This is a genomic window from Pseudomonas sp. PICF141, from assembly GCF_002286815.1.
Taxonomy (GTDB): Bacteria; Pseudomonadota; Gammaproteobacteria; order Pseudomonadales; family Pseudomonadaceae; genus Aquipseudomonas.
In genome coordinates, this window is the sequence record NZ_MUNM01000063.1 from 1 (window position 1) to 15581 (window position 15581).

Genomic DNA, 15581 nt, shown 5'->3' on the forward strand with positions numbered 1-15581 from the left:
CGAACAACTTTGAGCGACGAGAATCCTGGGGGAGCGTGGCTTGCCCGCGAAGAATGCATCGCGGTTTTTCAGTTATTACGCGTCATCGTTCTTCGCGGGAAAGCCACGCTCCCACAGGTTATGCGCCTTACATGGCAGGCATCAGCGCCAAAAGAAGCTTTTTTCTTCTTCGGGTTTGTCTTTGAGAGGGCATTCCGGCCGTTGGCCGTAGTCAGTAAGGACGCAGGGTTTGGCCTGACGTCTCTGCGCGAGGGAAATGCGCAGCATGTGGAACGGTTGATTGGCCGTGCGTTCGAGGGTGCGGCCCTGTTCGTCGAGGATTTCCACCGACAGGTTGTGGCTGCCGCGGTCGATGTTGCTCAGGGCGAACACCGGGCTCGGGCCCGGCTCGGCGGTGGGCTGGCCATCCAGCAGCAGACGATAGTGATGACCCGATTGCAGGCCGGGTTCGCTGGTAACGCTGACAATCAATTCACCTGCCGTGCTACGGATCGTGGCATCCGGCTCCGGCACCAGCACGCGAAGCATGTCGTAATGAAACAGTGGCTTGGCTGGCGTGGCCGTCACTGGCGCGGCGCCGCTCGGGTTGGCCGACATCCGATTGCTGGTCGCCAGTGGTACGCGCTTGGCATTACGGTTGCCCGGCTGATCGGTGAAGACCCGATTGCCCTGAGCGTCGATGTAGGTGAAAACCTCGGCCATTGCCGACAGGCTGATCAGGCAGGCGACCAACAGCCAGCCCCTCAAGGCTTGTGCACCCGTTGTACGGTAAAGGTCACGGTGGGGCTCTGCTGCACGACGTTTTGCCCATCGATCACCTGAACCGCAAGGCGGTGTTCGCCACGGTCGATATTCACCAGTTGCAGAATCGGGACGTTGCTCGGTTGGCCGTAGGGTTGATCATCCAGTAACAGCCTCAATCGATGAGGGTCTTGCAGGCGTGGCTGGATCAATACACCGACAGTGAACGTGCCGTTGTTGGCGCGCAAGGCTTCTTCGGTCGGCAGGCCGGTCAGCTCCAGCACCGGATAGGCGCTGTCGGGTGGTTCGCGGCTGCCGGGTTGCGCAGGCGCTACAGGCTCGTTCGGTGGCGGCAGCTCGACGCTGTTGAGTGGCGGCAACTCCACGGGCTCAGCCTTTACGCTTTCCGGCGGCTGATCGCTGTAGGCGGTGTTGCCGTTGGCATCGATGTATTTGTAGATTTGGGCCATCACGGGAGCAATGCAGGACAATAGTAGAAGTAATAACAGTGGCCGCATTCGGATTCCCCGTGTCGGGCAGAGACTACTCCGCCAATGGAATACCCTCGCTCCCAGCATAGAACACAATAAGTTTTACCGGTGCATCGCCGGTAACTCCACGATGAGTGATATTGACCATTTCAGCCAGCGCTTCGCCCTGTTTGATACGCCGGGTCTGGCCGCTGTTCCGGTCTTCGACTGTTAGCTCGCCCGAGAGGATATAAGCCGCGTTGGGAATCGGATGGGTGTGCCAGGGAAGTTTGCTATTGGCAGGGATCGTGAGTTTGAGCACTGTCAGCTCAGGTGCGGTATCCGGGTAGCGAATGTAAGGTGTGCTATCCCACGACTGGCTGCTTTGAAGCAGGATTTCCCGTTCGATTTCTGTCGATGGGGGTGTTGTGGTGCAGCCTGAAAGGGCGAGGGCACCGAGAGCGGTCAGTAGCGTCTTGAGCGTGAAAGTAGTCATCATTCCATCCGTTGATTGCAGGTAGTGGACAGGCTACGAGCCATTCAAACGGGTTGATGCCGGACGATGCTGTGTGTGTCGGAGGAAATGTCCAATTTCATTGTCGGAAGTTGCCCATAAAAAAAGACCTCCCGAAGGAGGCCTCTTTTTGTCGCGCCGCGTAGCGCGGCGCTACCGGATCAGCAGCTGTAGTACAGCTCATATTCCAGTGGGTGTACGAAGGTACGAACCTTGATTTCTTCTTCGCTTTTCAGGGCGATGTAAGCGTCGATGAAGTCGTCGCTGAAAACGCCGCCTTTGGTCAGGAACGCACGACCTTTGTCCAGCTCTTCCAGGGCTTCTTTCAGGCTGCCGCAAACTTGTGGGATCTCTTTCGCCTCTTCAGGCGGCAGGTCGTACAGGTTTTTGTCAGCGGCGTCGCCTGGGTGGATCTTGTTCTGGATGCCGTCCAGGCCAGCCATCAACAGTGCAGCGAAGCCCAGGTATGGGTTAGCTGCCGGATCCGGGAAGCGAGCTTCGATACGGCGAGCGCGAGGGCTGGACACGTAAGGAATACGGATCGAAGCCGAACGGTTGCGAGCCGAGTAGGCCAGCATCACTGGTGCTTCGAAACCTGGGACCAGACGCTTGTAGGAGTTGGTCGACGGGTTGGTGAAGCCGTTCAGAGCCTTACCGTGCTTGATGATGCCGCCGATGAAGTACAGAGCGGTATCGGACAGGCCGGCATAGCCTTCGCCAGCGAAGGTATTCTTGCCATCTTTGGCGATGGACAGGTGAACGTGCATACCCGAACCGTTGTCGCCGTACAGAGGCTTAGGCATGAAGGTCGCGGTGCGGCCGTATGCGTCAGCCACGTTGTGTACGCAGTACTTCAGGGTCTGAACTTCGTCAGCCTTGGCCACCAGGGTGTTGAACTTCACGCCGATTTCGTTCTGACCGGCAGTCGCCACTTCGTGGTGGTGAACTTCGATGACCAGGCCCATTTCTTCCATGGCGTTGCACATGGAGGTACGGATTTCGTGGTCGTGGTCGAACGGCGGAACAGGGAAGTAGCCACCTTTGACGCCTGGACGGTGGCCTTTGTTGCCGCCTTCCACGTCCTGGTCGGACATCCACGAACCTTGTTCGGAGAAGATTTTGAACATCGAGCCTGAGATGTCGGACTTGAACTTCACTTCGTCGAAGATGAAGAATTCAGGCTCCGGACCCACGAATACAGTGTCACCGATACCGGTCGACTTCAGGTATTCCTCGGCACGCTTGGCGATCGCACGTGGGTCACGGTCGTAGCCTTGCATGGTCGAAGGCTCGATCACGTCGCAAACCAGGATCAGGGTCGGCTCTTCGGTGAACGGGTCGAGAACGGCAGTGCTGTCGTCCGGCATCAGGATCATGTCGGAAGCTTCGATGCCTTTCCAGCCAGCGATGGAGGAACCGTCGAACATTTTGCCTTCTTCGAAGAAAGCTTCATCCAGCCCATCGCGAGCCGGCATGGTCACGTGATGCTGAGTGCCTTTTGTGTCCGTGAAGCGCAGATCAATCCACTTGACGTCATGATCTTTGATGAGTTGAACCGACTTCGACATAGTGTCCTCCGGGTGGCTTCGGGCTTGGTAGTGGATGCCCTTAGAATGTGGGTGATGCCGGCGCGAATACTCTGCCAAGGCAACCTGCCTCACAAGGGAGCAAATTGCATGCCAGTGCCCCACCATGGGTTTTTTGCCCCAATATCACGCTTATAAAGATGCAAGGCCTCAAAAAGCGGCAAATCTCGCCCTGTAATGTAGCGTCGAAATCCATAAATGACCTGTTTTGGTGCGATCAAAACCTTCTGCACATTAACTGGTTAAACCTTGAGCAATTTCCGCTATAATCCGCGCCCCCCTTTTTCGGCAGGCCCTGCGCGCGCTGTTTCCATGAAATTAATCGTAAAAGTCTTCCCCGAGATCACCATCAAGAGCCGCCCGGTCCGGATGCGTTTCATCCGCCAGTTGGCCAAAAACATCCGTACCGTGCTCCGCGACCTGGACCCGGCCGTGGTGGTGAACGGTGTGTGGGACAACCTCGAGCTGGAAACCCGCGTCAGCGACCCCAAGGCCTTGAAGGAGATGGGCGAGCGCCTGAGCTGCATGCCGGGCATCGCGCATTTCTTGCAAATCGACGAGTACCCGCTAGGGGATTTCGACGACATCGTTGAAAAGTGCAAGCAGCACTACGGCGATGCGCTAGCCGGGAAAATTTTCTCGGTGCGTTGCAAGCGTGCCGGCAAGCACCCGTTCAGCTCGATCGATATCGAGAAATATGTCGGCAGCCAGTTGCGCCGTCAGTGCGGTGCCGCCGGAATCGACCTGAAAAAGCCTCAAATCGAAGTCCGCATCGAAGTTCGCGACCAACGGTTGTTTGTGATCCACAGCCAGCACAATGGCATCGGCGGTTATCCGCTGGGCGCGCTGGAGCAGACGCTGGTGCTGATGTCCGGTGGTTTCGATTCCACCGTCGCTGCCTACCAGATCATGCGCCGCGGCCTGATGGCCCATTTCTGCTTCTTCAATCTGGGCGGACGCGCCCATGAACTGGGCGTCATGGAAGTCGCGCATTTCATCTGGAAGAAGTACGGCAGCTCCCAACGCGTGTTATTTGTCAGTGTGCCGTTCGAGGAAGTGCTGGGAGAAATTCTCGGCAAAGTCGATAACAGTCATATGGGCGTAGTATTGAAGCGTATGATGTTGCGCGCTTCGTCCCAAATTGCCGATCGACTGCACATTGATGCGCTGGTGACCGGCGAGGCGATCTCCCAGGTATCGAGCCAGACATTGCCGAACCTGAGCGTGATCGACTGCGTGACCGACAAGCTGGTCTTGCGTCCGCTCATTGCCAGCCACAAGCAGGACATCATCGACCTGGCCAACGAGATTGGCACCGCCGATTTCGCCCGGCACATGCCGGAATACTGCGGCGTCATTTCGGTCAATCCGAAGACTGCAGCCAAGCGTCATCGCGTCGAGCATGAAGAGAAAGAATTCGATATGGCGGTACTCGAGCGTGCGCTCGAAAACGCCAAGCTGGTGCCGATCGATCGGGTGATCGATGAATTGGGCCAGGATTTGCAAATTGAAGAAGTCAGCGAAGCGCTGGCCGGTCAGATCATCATCGATATCCGTCACCCGGATGCCGCTGAGGACGACCCGCTGGAACTCGCTGGCATCGAGGTACAAACGATGCCGTTTTATGCACTGAACGCTCGTTTCAAGGAACTGGACCCTACTCGCCAGTACCTGCTTTATTGCGACAAAGGCGTGATGAGTCGCCTGCATGCCCACCATTTGCTCAGTGAGGGGCATGCCAATGTGCGCGTTTATCGACCGAGCTAAGTGCCCGGGGCTGTTTGCCTGTGGCTTGCGTCACCGGCCCCCCGACGCCGCCGTCAAGCTGTAACGGCAAGGCCTGACTCTACTGTAAATCGCTGCCAAGACTTGTCAGCGCACCGAATCCTCTGATCGAGATACACAAGTGATCGAAAATCTACGCAACATCGCCATCATTGCTCACGTTGACCATGGTAAAACCACCCTGGTAGACAAACTCCTGCGTCAATCCGGCACTCTGGAGCGCAACGAGCTCAACGACGAGCGCGTGATGGACTCCAACGACCAGGAAAAAGAGCGCGGTATTACCATTCTGGCGAAAAACACCGCCATCAACTGGAACGGCTACCACATCAACATCGTGGACACCCCGGGCCACGCCGACTTCGGCGGCGAAGTTGAACGCGTAATGTCGATGGTCGACTCCGTTCTGCTGCTGGTTGACGCTCAAGACGGCCCTATGCCGCAAACCCGTTTCGTGACCAAGAAGGCTTTCGAAGCCGGCCTGCGTCCAATCGTGTGCATCAACAAGGTTGACCGTCCAGGCGCGCGTCCGGACTGGGTTCTGGACCAGATCTTCGATCTGTTCGACAACTTGGGTGCCACCGAAGAACAGCTGGACTTCAAAGTCGTCTACGCCTCGGCCCTGAACGGTATTGCCGGTCTGGACCACACCGAAATGGCTGAAGACATGACCCCGCTGTACCAGTCGATCGTCGACAACGTACCGGCGCCGGCTGTTGACCGTGAAGGTCCGTTCCAGATGCAAATCTCCGCACTGGACTACAACAGCTTCCTGGGTGTTATCGGCGTTGGCCGTATCGCTCGTGGTCGCGTCAAGCCGAACACCCCGGTTGTCGCTATCGGTGCCGACGGCAAGAAGCGTAACGGTCGTATCCTGAAGCTGATGGGGCACCACGGTCTGCACCGTGTAGACGTTGAAGAAGCTGCTGCAGGCGACATCGTGTGCATCAGCGGTATGGACTCGCTGTTCATCTCCGACACCCTGTGCCACCCGGACACCGTTGAAGCGATGAAGCCGTTGACTGTCGACGAGCCAACCGTTTCCATGACCTTCCAGGTAAACGACTCGCCTTTCTGCGGTAAAGAAGGCAAGTTCGTGACTTCCCGCAACATCAAGGAACGTCTGGACAAAGAGCTGCTGTACAACGTTGCACTGCGCGTTGAAGAAGGCGACTCGGCTGACAAGTTCAAGGTTTCCGGCCGTGGCGAACTGCACCTCTCGGTACTGATCGAAACCATGCGTCGCGAAGGCTTCGAAATGGCTGTAGGCCGTCCGGAAGTGATCATCCGTCTGGTTGACGGCGTGAAGCACGAACCGTTCGAAAACGTCACCATCGACCTGCCGGAAGAATCCCAGGGCAAGGTGATGGAAGAGATGGGTCTGCGTAAAGGCGACCTGACCAACATGGTGCCGGATGGCAAGGGCCGTGTACGTCTGGAATACAACATCCCTGCTCGCGGTCTGATCGGTTTCCGTAACCAGTTCCTGACCCTGACCAACGGTGCTGGCATCCTGACCTCGATCTTCGACCGTTACGACGTGATGAAGTCCGGCGACATGTCCGGCCGTCAGAACGGCGTTCTGGTTTCGGTTGAAACCGGCAAGGCACTGACCTACTCCCTGGAAACCCTGCAGGCGCGTGGCAAGCTGTTCGTCGAACATGGCCAGGAAATCTACAACGGTCAGATCGTTGGTCTGAACAGCCGTGACAACGACCTGGGCGTTAACCCTACCAAGGGCAAGAAGCTCGACAACATGCGTGCTTCGGGCAAAGACGAAACCATCGCTCTGGTTCCACCTGTTCGCTTCACCCTGGAACAGGCTCTGGAATTCATCCAGGACGATGAATTGTGCGAAGTGACGCCTAAGTCCATCCGTCTTCGCAAGAAGATCCTGGACGAAAGCGAGCGTACCCGCGCTGCCAAGAAAGCCAAGGCGTAATTAGCCCCGGCTGAACGAAAACGCCCCCGGTCGAAAGGCCGGGGGCGTTTTTGTTTGTCTGGGGTTTGTGTAGCGCTTATTCGGGCCTCTTCGCGGGCAAGCCTCGCTCCTACAGGTCCGGGTCGTTCCCGACGCTCATGAAACGACGCGGCCTGTGTAGGAGCGAGGCTTGCCCGCGAAAGCCATCTGTCAGACAACGAAGATCGGAATCAGAACTTGTCCAGCGTCCGCGGATTGTTCTCACGCTCCACTTCTTTCGGCTTGTACGCGCAATACCCCGGTCGCGGTCCGATCTTCGGGTGGTTGCGGCAGGTGTCCGGGCGCTTGTCATAAATGGTGCACAGACGGCTCTTGCGATCCAGGTACAGGCAATCGTTGTTGCTCATGCGCTGCAGCGTGAAGATCTCGGACTTCTGGTTATAGCGTTCGACGATCCCTTCCTTCTGCAAACGCTTGGCAATGTTCTTCGGCGGATCGCCCCGCTCGAATTCGTCGACGATGCCGATACGGATCAGATCCTTGATCTTGACCTCGACCGGCAAGGTGCAGCAGCTGGACACGCAAGAACCGCACATCGGGGCAGAGTACTTGGCCCAGGTATCGAGTCGATCGATCTCTGCGGCGGCGATCAGGTTGGGCTTCATCATCGGTTGTTACCAGCGTGTGCATCAGGGCGCGCGATCATACCGGGACTGGTGGATTTTTGAACAACCTTTCGCCAGATTTTTTCGTTTGGCGCAAAATAACCCCTGTGTCCGGCACGGCCCCTGCATCGTTTCTGGCACCGACAACATTAATGTCACCTATCTCGCACAAACAGGAAAAACTGCCGAACCAGAGTCTCAACGGTCTGTCAGACCGACTAGGCTCAGACAACTTCACGCTCGCTCGAGGTCTTATCGATGACTCAAGAACCACTTGTTCGCGAAGCAGAGGTGGCCGCATTCCGCGACGCCGTCTTGACCAAGCTTACCTACGCGGTGGGCAAAGACCCTGATCACGCCTTCGACCATGACTGGTTCGAAGCCATCGCCCTGGCGGCGCGCGATCACATGGTCGAGCACTGGATGGACCACACCCGGCAGATCTACCGCAAAGGCCAGAAACGGGTCTATTACCTCTCCCTCGAATTCCTGATCGGCCGCTTGCTCTACGACAGCCTGAGCAACCTCGGCCTGCTTGATGTGGCCCGTGAAGCCATGACCGAACTGGGCGTCGACATCGAGCGCATCCGTCTGCTGGAACCCGATGCGGCATTGGGCAACGGAGGTCTCGGACGTCTGGCGGCGTGTTTCATGGAAAGCATGTCGACCTTGGGCATCGCCGGGCATGGTTATGGCATTCGTTACGAACACGGCTTGTTCCGCCAGGCCGTCGTCGATGGCTGGCAGCAGGAGCAGACCGAAAACTGGCTGGATTTCGGCAATCCCTGGGAGTTTGAACGGCCAGAGGTCGCCTACCCGATTGGCTTCGGCGGCAGTGTCGAAACCGTGACCGATGAGAACGGCAAATCCAGGCAAGTCTGGTCTCCGGCGGAAACCGTGCGGGCCATCGCTTATGACACCCCGGTAGTCGGTTGGCACGGTGCGAGTGTCAACACCCTGCGACTGTGGCGTGCCCGGGCCATGGAAGATTTGCACCTGGAGCGCTTCAACGCTGGCGACCATCTGGGCGCGGTAGCAGAAGTGGCCCGGGCCGAAAGTATCTCCCGCGTGCTCTACCCGGCGGACAGCACCGATGCCGGCCAGGAACTGCGCCTGCGTCAGGAGTATTTCTTCGTTGCCGCATCCTTGCAGGATTTATTGCGCCGCCATCGCAACATGCACACTTCGGTACTGACCCTGGGCGATCACGCAGCCATTCAACTCAATGACACGCACCCCTCGATTGCCGTGGCCGAACTGATGCGTCAGCTGGTCGACGTCTATGACGTGGCGTGGGATGCGGCGTGGCAGGTCACCGTCGATACGCTGTCGTACACCAACCACACGTTGTTGCCGGAAGCGCTGGAAACCTGGCCGGTCGGTTTGATGGAGCGGATGCTGCCACGGCACATGCAGATCATTTATTTGATCAACGCCCAGCACATCGACTCATTAAGGGCCAAGGGCATTCATGATTTCGACGTGTTGCGTGCGGTCTCATTGATCGAAGAAGACAACGGTCGTCGCGTGCGCATGGGCAACCTGGCATTCCTTGGTTCTCACAGCGTCAACGGCGTGTCCGCCCTGCACACGCAACTGATGCGTAGCACCGTGTTCTCCGAGTTGCATAAACTCTATCCGGAGCGGATCAACAACAAGACCAACGGCATTACCTTCCGCCGCTGGCTCTTCCAGGCCAACCCCGAATTGACCTCGATGATGATCGACGCCCTCGGCCCGGATATGCAGGATAACCCCGAAGAAAGCCTGATAGGGCTGGAGCCCTTCGCCGAGAAACCCGCATTCCGAAAACAGTTCGCCGAGCAGCGGATGCATAGCAAAAAAGCCCTGGCGTACCTGATTCATGAGCGGCTGGGAATCGCGGTCAACCCGGCGGCGATGTTCGATGTACAGGTCAAGCGGATCCACGAATACAAACGTCAGTTGCTCAACCTGCTGCACACCGTTGCGCTGTATCAGGCGATTCGTGCCGAACCGGAAATCGATTGGGTGCCGCGGGTGAAAATCTTCGCCGGCAAGGCAGCGGCCAGTTATCACCAGGCCAAATTGATCATCAAACTGACCAACGACATCGCCCGGGTGGTCAATAATGACCCGACCGTGCGTGGTTTGCTTAAAGTGGTGTTTTTGCCCAACTACAACGTCAGCCTGGCCGAAAGCATCATTCCGGCGGCGGATTTGTCGGAGCAGATCTCCACCGCAGGCTTCGAAGCCTCAGGCACCAGCAACATGAAATTCGGCCTCAACGGCGCGCTGACCATCGGCACCCTGGACGGTGCCAACGTGGAAATGAGCGAGCGCATTGGTGTCGAACACATGTTCATCTTCGGTCTCAGCGCCGAGCAAGTGGAAGCGCGCAAGCTTAACCATGAGTTCAACGCGGCGCCGGACATTACCGCCTCCCACCGACTCAACGATGTGTTGCAAGCGATTCGCGGTGGGGTGTTCTCACCGGACGATCCGTCCCGCTACACCACGCTGATCGATTCGCTGGTGGACTATGACCGCTTCCTGGTCTGTGCCGATTTCGATTCTTACTGGAACGCTCAGATGCGGGTCGAGGCTCATTGGCACGACTCCAAAGAGTGGTGGCGCTCGGCGGTATTGAGCAGCGCGCGGATGGGCTGGTTCTCGTCCGACCGGACCATTCGCGAGTACGCCACGGATATCTGGAAAGCGTTGGAGTAAGTCGTCAATTAGCTCGATATACTGACGCGCCGGAAAAGATCGCAGCCTTCGGCAGTTCCTACCAATCGCGTGCTACCACGCCCGTGTAGGAGCTGCCGAAGGCTGCGATCTTTTTGGAACTGGCTACGCTAATCTTTCTGGATTGGCCAATGCGCTTAGGGATATCGACCATGCAATGGATGTTCATGCTGATTGGGCTGCTGCTGGGTTGGCTACTCGATGAGTCGTTCAGCGATGCGTTGTTGGGCGCTTTGCTCGGGTTGGGTATTGGCCAGGCCATCCGCATCGGCCGCTTGAGCACTCAAAGCGCCGAGCAGCGACGCTTGCTCGATCAGGCGCAGGTTGCGCTGAATGCGCTCGAGCAGCGATTGGCGTTGCTGGAGGTACCGGGCGTCAAACTACCTGAAGCCAGTGAACCTGCGACTAGCGAACCGGCTCCATCCTCTGAAATCATTCTTGAGCAAACCCCTGTCGAATCCCCGGAGCTGATCTGGGAGCTGCCGCCTGAATTTGAACCCGTCGCGGCGGCCGCCACCGAAGCCGATCGTCCGCCGCCCGTCGATGCCTGGAAACCCGAACCAGTCGCCCGCGAACCACAACAACCGGCGGCGCCGCGCGGCCCGAACGTCATCGAGCGGGCCATCAGCGGTGCGCGCAACTGGCTGTTCGGCGGCAATACCGTGCTGCGGGTCGGCGTGGTGCTGTTGTTCCTTGGCCTGGCCTTCCTGTTGCGCTACGCCACCGAAGGCATGGTGGTGCCGGTTGAGTTGCGCTACGCCGGTGTCGCGGCGGCGGCCTTGGGCTTGCTCGGGCTGGGCTGGTGGTTGCGCCTGCGCAACAGCCATTACGCGTTGATGCTGCAAGGCACCGGGATCGCGGTGTTGTACCTGACCGTATTTGCCGCGATGCGTTTGCATCCGTTGCTCGATCCCACGGCTGCACTGGGGCTTTTGGTGGTGGTGACGGTGTTCTCGGCGATTCTCGCCATTACCCAAAACGCCTTGGGCCTGGCTGCCGCTGCCGCCCTGGGCGGTTTCGCCGCGCCAATCCTGACGTCCACCGGCGCCGGCAACCATGTTGCGCTGTTCAGCTACTTCGCCTTGCTCAACACCGGCATCCTCGCCATCGCCTGGTTCAAGGCCTGGCGGCTGCTTAACCTGATCGGTTTTGTCGGCACCTTCGGCATCGGGTTGGCCTGGGGCTTGCGCTCCTATACACCTGAGTTGCTGTGGAGCACCGAGCCGTTCCTGATCCTGTTTTTCCTGATGTACCTGGTTATCGGCCTGTTGTTCGCCCGGCGCAAACTGCTGGAAATGAGCGATGCGCCCCAGGATGACAGCCGCGAGGCACTGGTGCACTGGTCGGCGCGCAAGGGCGATTACGTCGACGGCACGATGCTGTTCGCGCCACCGCTGGTAGGTTTCGGTTTGCAGTTCGCGCTGGTGGAGCATCTGGAGTTCGCCGCCGCTTTCAGCGCCTTGGCACTGGGCATGATTTACATGGGGCTGGCCCGGTTGCTGATGGGCGGTCGAGCATTGTTGCTGGCGGAAACCTGCCTGGCGCTCGGTGTGATCTTCGCCAGCCTGGCGATTCCGTTGGGGCTCGACGCGCGTTGGACCGCAGCCGCCTGGGCGGTGGAAGGCGCGGGAATTTTCTGGCTCGGCCTGCGTCAACAGCGACCGTTGGCGCGAGCCTTTGCCTTGCTGCTGCAACTGGGCTCGGCACTGGCCTTTCTCAGTGAACTGCGGATCGGCGAAAACAGCCTGCTCGAGGGCGCACCGCTGGGGGCGTTGATGCTCGGTGTGGCACTGCTGTTCAGCTTCTACCAGTTGCGTAAAGCGTTGCCCGAACAGGCGTCGCAGTGGGAGCGCCAAGGATTGCCGGTATTGGCCTGTTTGGGGCTGACGTTCCTCTATCTGTTGGCGCCGCTGTTCTTCTTCACCCACGGCACGGCGATCAGTTGGGCACTGGCCGGGTTGGCGACGCTGTTCGTCGGTCTGCGCCTGCAATCGCGGACGTTCCTGTTCACCGCGTTTGCAGTGCAACTGCTTGGCGGTGCGTTGTTCCTGTTGCGCCTGCAAGGGTCGGACGGTGATTCGGCCGCGGTGTTCAGCGCCGGCTGGAGCGGTTTGCTCAGCGCGTCCCTGATCGGGCTGGCATTGATTGCCGGCATGTTGCTGGCGGCCCGCGACGAAATGGTGCGCAGTGACGTGCGTTTGCTGCGCGGCTTGTCAGTGGTGTTGCTGGCCGGCCTGGTACTGATCAACCTTGCGGTGCTGTTCGTGTTGCCGTGGCAAACCGCGAGTGCCGTGTGGGCCGCCAGTGGTTTGTTCATCATCTGGCTGAGCCTGTACCTGAAGCAGCGCGTGAGTTTTGTTTTTGGTTTGCTGTTGCAGGTGATCGGCGGCGCGGCGTTCCTGTTCGCCGGGCCGAACCTGCTCGGGCCGCTGCTCAGCGAAGGGTTGCGACCGTTGGCGCACAGCGGCTTCTGGACGCCGCTGGTGCTGGGGCTGGCCGCCTTCATTGGAGCCTGGCGTTTGCAGCTGGGTAATCATGCTTCGGCCTTCGATGGGTTGAGCCTGCAGCGTTTGTCCGAAGTGTTGCTGGTGTGGGGCGCGGGTTGGTGGGCGCTCGCGTGGCTCAGCGAAGTGCTGCGCTTTGCGCCGTCGAATCTGCAAGCCACTTTATTGCTGGCCGTCGCCGCCGTGAGTGTCGCGCTGTGGACGGTATTGGCGCTGCGCCTGAAGTGGTCGTCGCTGGGCTTGCTCTGCACCTTGCTGATTCCGGCCGCTGGCCTGGTGCTGCTCGCGGCCTGGCATTCGCGTTATCACCCGGCCGCCGACTTCGGCTGGCTGGTCTGGATCGCAGTGTTCGTCGTGCATTTCATCTCGCTGCGGCGTCTGGCGCCGACGCTGCCCGCAAGCGCCCAGAGCACCGCCCATATGCTCGGCTGCTGGTTGTTGATCGGCGTGTTGGCCCTGGAGCTGCGTTACGGTCTGCTGCTGTTGTCGCAGCAATACAACGCCTGGCGCTGGTTGGGCTGGGCGATTCTGCCGAGCCTGTATCTGGTGCTGATGGCTGCACCGCGTGCCTGGCCATGGCCGGTGTCGGCTTATCCCCGCGAGTACCGGCTCTATGCCGCTGCGCCGTTGGTACTGTTGATGCTCGGCTGGTTCTGGTTGGCGAACATTGCCAGTGACGGCACCGCTGAGCCACTGCCCTATGTGCCGCTGATCAACCCGCTGGAATTGGGTTTGTTGTTCGCCCTGTTCGGCGTTTACGTCTGGTCTCGCAATGCCGTGACGCAACGGGCGATCCGCAAGGAATACGCCGATAACGCCACCCAAGTGATTGCCGGGGTCTCGCTGTTCGTCTTCTTCACCGCGCTGGTGATGCGCGCGGCTCATCATTGGGGCGGCGTGCCATACGCGCTGGATTTGCTACTCGAATCGATGCTGGTGCAGGCCGGCTTGTCCATCGTCTGGACCCTGATGGCCCTGAGTCTGATGATCGGTGGGCATCTGCGCCATCGCCGCGAAGTCTGGCTGATCGGCGCGGCGCTGATTGCGCTGGTGGTCGCCAAGCTGTTCTTCGTTGAATTGAGTAACCGCGGCGGGCTCGCGCGGATCGTGTCGTTTATCGGCGTTGGCGTGTTGCTGTTGGTGGTGGGCTATTTTGCTCCGTTGCCGCCCAAGCGCGCCGACGCTGTGCCGGATGTTGAAAAACCGGGCCCTGAAACCGAAGGAGTGTCGTCTTGAATCAGAAGCTGAGCCTGGGCTGGTGGGGTGCTGTTGTACTGGGCGTGACGTTGTCGGCCGGAGCCCAGGAAAAACCGACGGACTTTGCCGCACAGGTGCCATTATCGGTGAGCGGTGAGGGCCCGTGGTATCGCCTGGAATTACCCTTGGGCGTGCAACTGAAAGCGCGGCACACCGATCTCAGCGATCTACGGGTGTTCAACGCCGCCGGTGAGCCTCAGGCTTATGCGCTGGCCCGAGAACCCGCGCAGACCCGCGAAAACCGCACGCTTCACGACGTGAAGTGGTTCCCGTTGTACAACTCGGCGGATGCCACCGAACGCGCACCAAGCGTGCGCGTGCAATCGAATACCAACGGCACGTTGATCGAAGTGCAGCCGTCCAGCCAGTTGGAGGCAGGCGAAGAAGAGCTGCGCGGCTGGTTACTCGATGCCAGCCGAATCAAGGCGCCTTTACAGCAATTGATCCTCGATTGGACCAGCGATCGCGACGGCTTCCAGCGTTTCAGCATCGAAGCCAGCGACGATTTGCAGCATTGGCAGTCCTGGGGTGAAGGTCAGGTGGCACGTCTGACGTTTGCCGACGAACGGGTCGAACAACATGAGGTCGGCCTGCCGGGACAACCGGCGCGCTACTTGCGTTTGCTGTGGAGTTCACCGCAATCGGCGCCGGCGCTGACTTCGGCGCAACTGGAAAGCGCCAACCCGCGCACCTTGCCGCTGCCGTTGGTCTGGTCACAACCGTTGGCTGGCACCCGGGTGAAGGCCGGTGAGTACATCTGGCAATTGCCGATGGGATTGAACGTCCAGCGCTTGCAGATCGAACTGAATCAGCCTAACAGCCTGGCACCGGTGACGTTGTCGGGGCGTCGGGAAACCAGCCTGCCGTGGCAAACGCTGACCAGCGGTTTGCTCTACCGCTTGACCCAGAATGGCCAGGACGTGGTGCAGAACGAATTGCAGTTGCCGGGCCAGACCGTGCAGCAATTGAAGCTGACGGTGGATGAGCGCGGCGGTGGCCTGGGCGCCGAAGCACCGATCGTGCGGTTTGCCGTGCGCTCCACGCAACTGGTGTTCCTGGCACGCGGTGCCGGGCCTTATACGCTGGCGTTGGGGAATGCGACGGTGAAGGCGGCGAACTTGCCATTGTCGACGCTGATTCCCGATTACAACGCGGCGAAGCTGGCGGCGTTGGGCAAGGCGACCGTGGAGGGTGGGGTCGTGGTGACTCCGGCGGCGACTGTGCCAGCGGTGGCGGACCCGAACTGGAAGAAATTCGGATTGTGGGCGGTGCTGTTGCTCAGTGTGCTGTTTTTGGGAGCCATGGCGTTCAGCTTGCTGCGCAAGCCACCCGTCAAATCCTAGGCTGGCGTTTCGCGCCAGATCGCGGGCAAGCCTCGCTCCCACAGGATTGGTGGATTACCTGTAGGAGC

Annotated in this window: 10 protein-coding genes; 5 read left to right on the forward strand and 5 right to left on the reverse strand. The window is 59.3% G+C overall.

Annotated features, from left to right (window positions below):
- Nucleotides 1–141: 141 nt before the first annotated feature.
- From BZL43_RS17220 to glnA, 4 genes are all read right to left on the reverse strand, one after another.
- Entirely contained in the window at nt 142–747 is a 606-nt protein-coding gene (locus BZL43_RS17220; RefSeq protein ID WP_168185106.1) for a DUF4124 domain-containing protein, read from the reverse strand.
- Complete coding sequence (locus BZL43_RS17225) at nt 744–1259, reverse strand: DUF4124 domain-containing protein (protein WP_095633418.1); 516 nt, start codon at nt 1257–1259, stop codon at nt 744–746. The genes BZL43_RS17220 and BZL43_RS17225 overlap by 4 nt, the downstream gene beginning before the upstream one ends.
- Before the next feature lie 25 nt (nt 1260–1284).
- Nucleotides 1285–1707 (reverse strand): cupin domain-containing protein, encoded by a 423-nt coding sequence (locus tag BZL43_RS17230; protein WP_095633419.1) that lies wholly within the window; start codon nt 1705–1707, stop codon nt 1285–1287.
- 179 nt (nt 1708–1886) lie between these two features.
- Nucleotides 1887–3293: a glutamate--ammonia ligase gene (glnA, locus tag BZL43_RS17235; protein ID WP_007907861.1), complete on the reverse strand. Its 1407-nt coding sequence runs from the start codon at nt 3291–3293 to the stop codon at nt 1887–1889.
- A gap of 330 nt (nt 3294–3623) precedes the next feature.
- Here glnA and thiI point away from each other — a divergent pair, with 330 nt between their 5' ends.
- Together thiI and typA are read left to right on the forward strand one after the other, a co-directional pair.
- Nucleotides 3624–5078, forward strand: a complete 1455-nt coding sequence (thiI, locus tag BZL43_RS17245; RefSeq protein ID WP_095633421.1) for a tRNA uracil 4-sulfurtransferase ThiI — start codon at nt 3624–3626, stop codon at nt 5076–5078.
- 139 nt (nt 5079–5217) lie between these two features.
- Complete coding sequence (gene typA / locus BZL43_RS17250) at nt 5218–7038, forward strand: translational GTPase TypA (protein WP_007989225.1); 1821 nt, start codon at nt 5218–5220, stop codon at nt 7036–7038.
- 209 nt (nt 7039–7247) lie between these two features.
- On the opposite strand, the gene BZL43_RS17255 is transcribed toward typA, so the two are convergent.
- Nucleotides 7248–7685 carry a YkgJ family cysteine cluster protein gene (locus BZL43_RS17255; RefSeq protein ID WP_095633422.1) on the reverse strand — a complete coding sequence of 146 codons (438 nt, stop codon included), beginning with the start codon at nt 7683–7685 and terminating at the stop codon, nt 7248–7250.
- Nucleotides 7686–7940: 255 nt separating this feature from the next.
- Between BZL43_RS17255 and BZL43_RS17260 the strand changes: the two genes are divergently transcribed.
- The 3 genes from BZL43_RS17260 to BZL43_RS17270 all read left to right on the forward strand — a co-directional run bounded on the left by BZL43_RS17260 (nt 7941) and on the right by BZL43_RS17270 (nt 15513).
- Complete coding sequence (locus tag BZL43_RS17260) at nt 7941–10391, forward strand: glycogen/starch/alpha-glucan phosphorylase (RefSeq protein ID WP_095633423.1); 2451 nt, start codon at nt 7941–7943, stop codon at nt 10389–10391.
- A 170-nt stretch (nt 10392–10561) separates the two neighbouring features.
- Nucleotides 10562–14149: a DUF2339 domain-containing protein gene (locus BZL43_RS17265; protein WP_095633424.1), complete on the forward strand. Its 3588-nt coding sequence runs from the start codon at nt 10562–10564 to the stop codon at nt 14147–14149.
- Nucleotides 14146–15513, forward strand: a complete 1368-nt coding sequence (locus BZL43_RS17270) for a DUF3999 domain-containing protein (protein ID WP_095633425.1) — start codon at nt 14146–14148, stop codon at nt 15511–15513. Before BZL43_RS17265 ends, BZL43_RS17270 begins: the two co-directional genes overlap by 4 nt.
- The last annotated feature ends 68 nt before the right edge of the window (nt 15514–15581 follow it).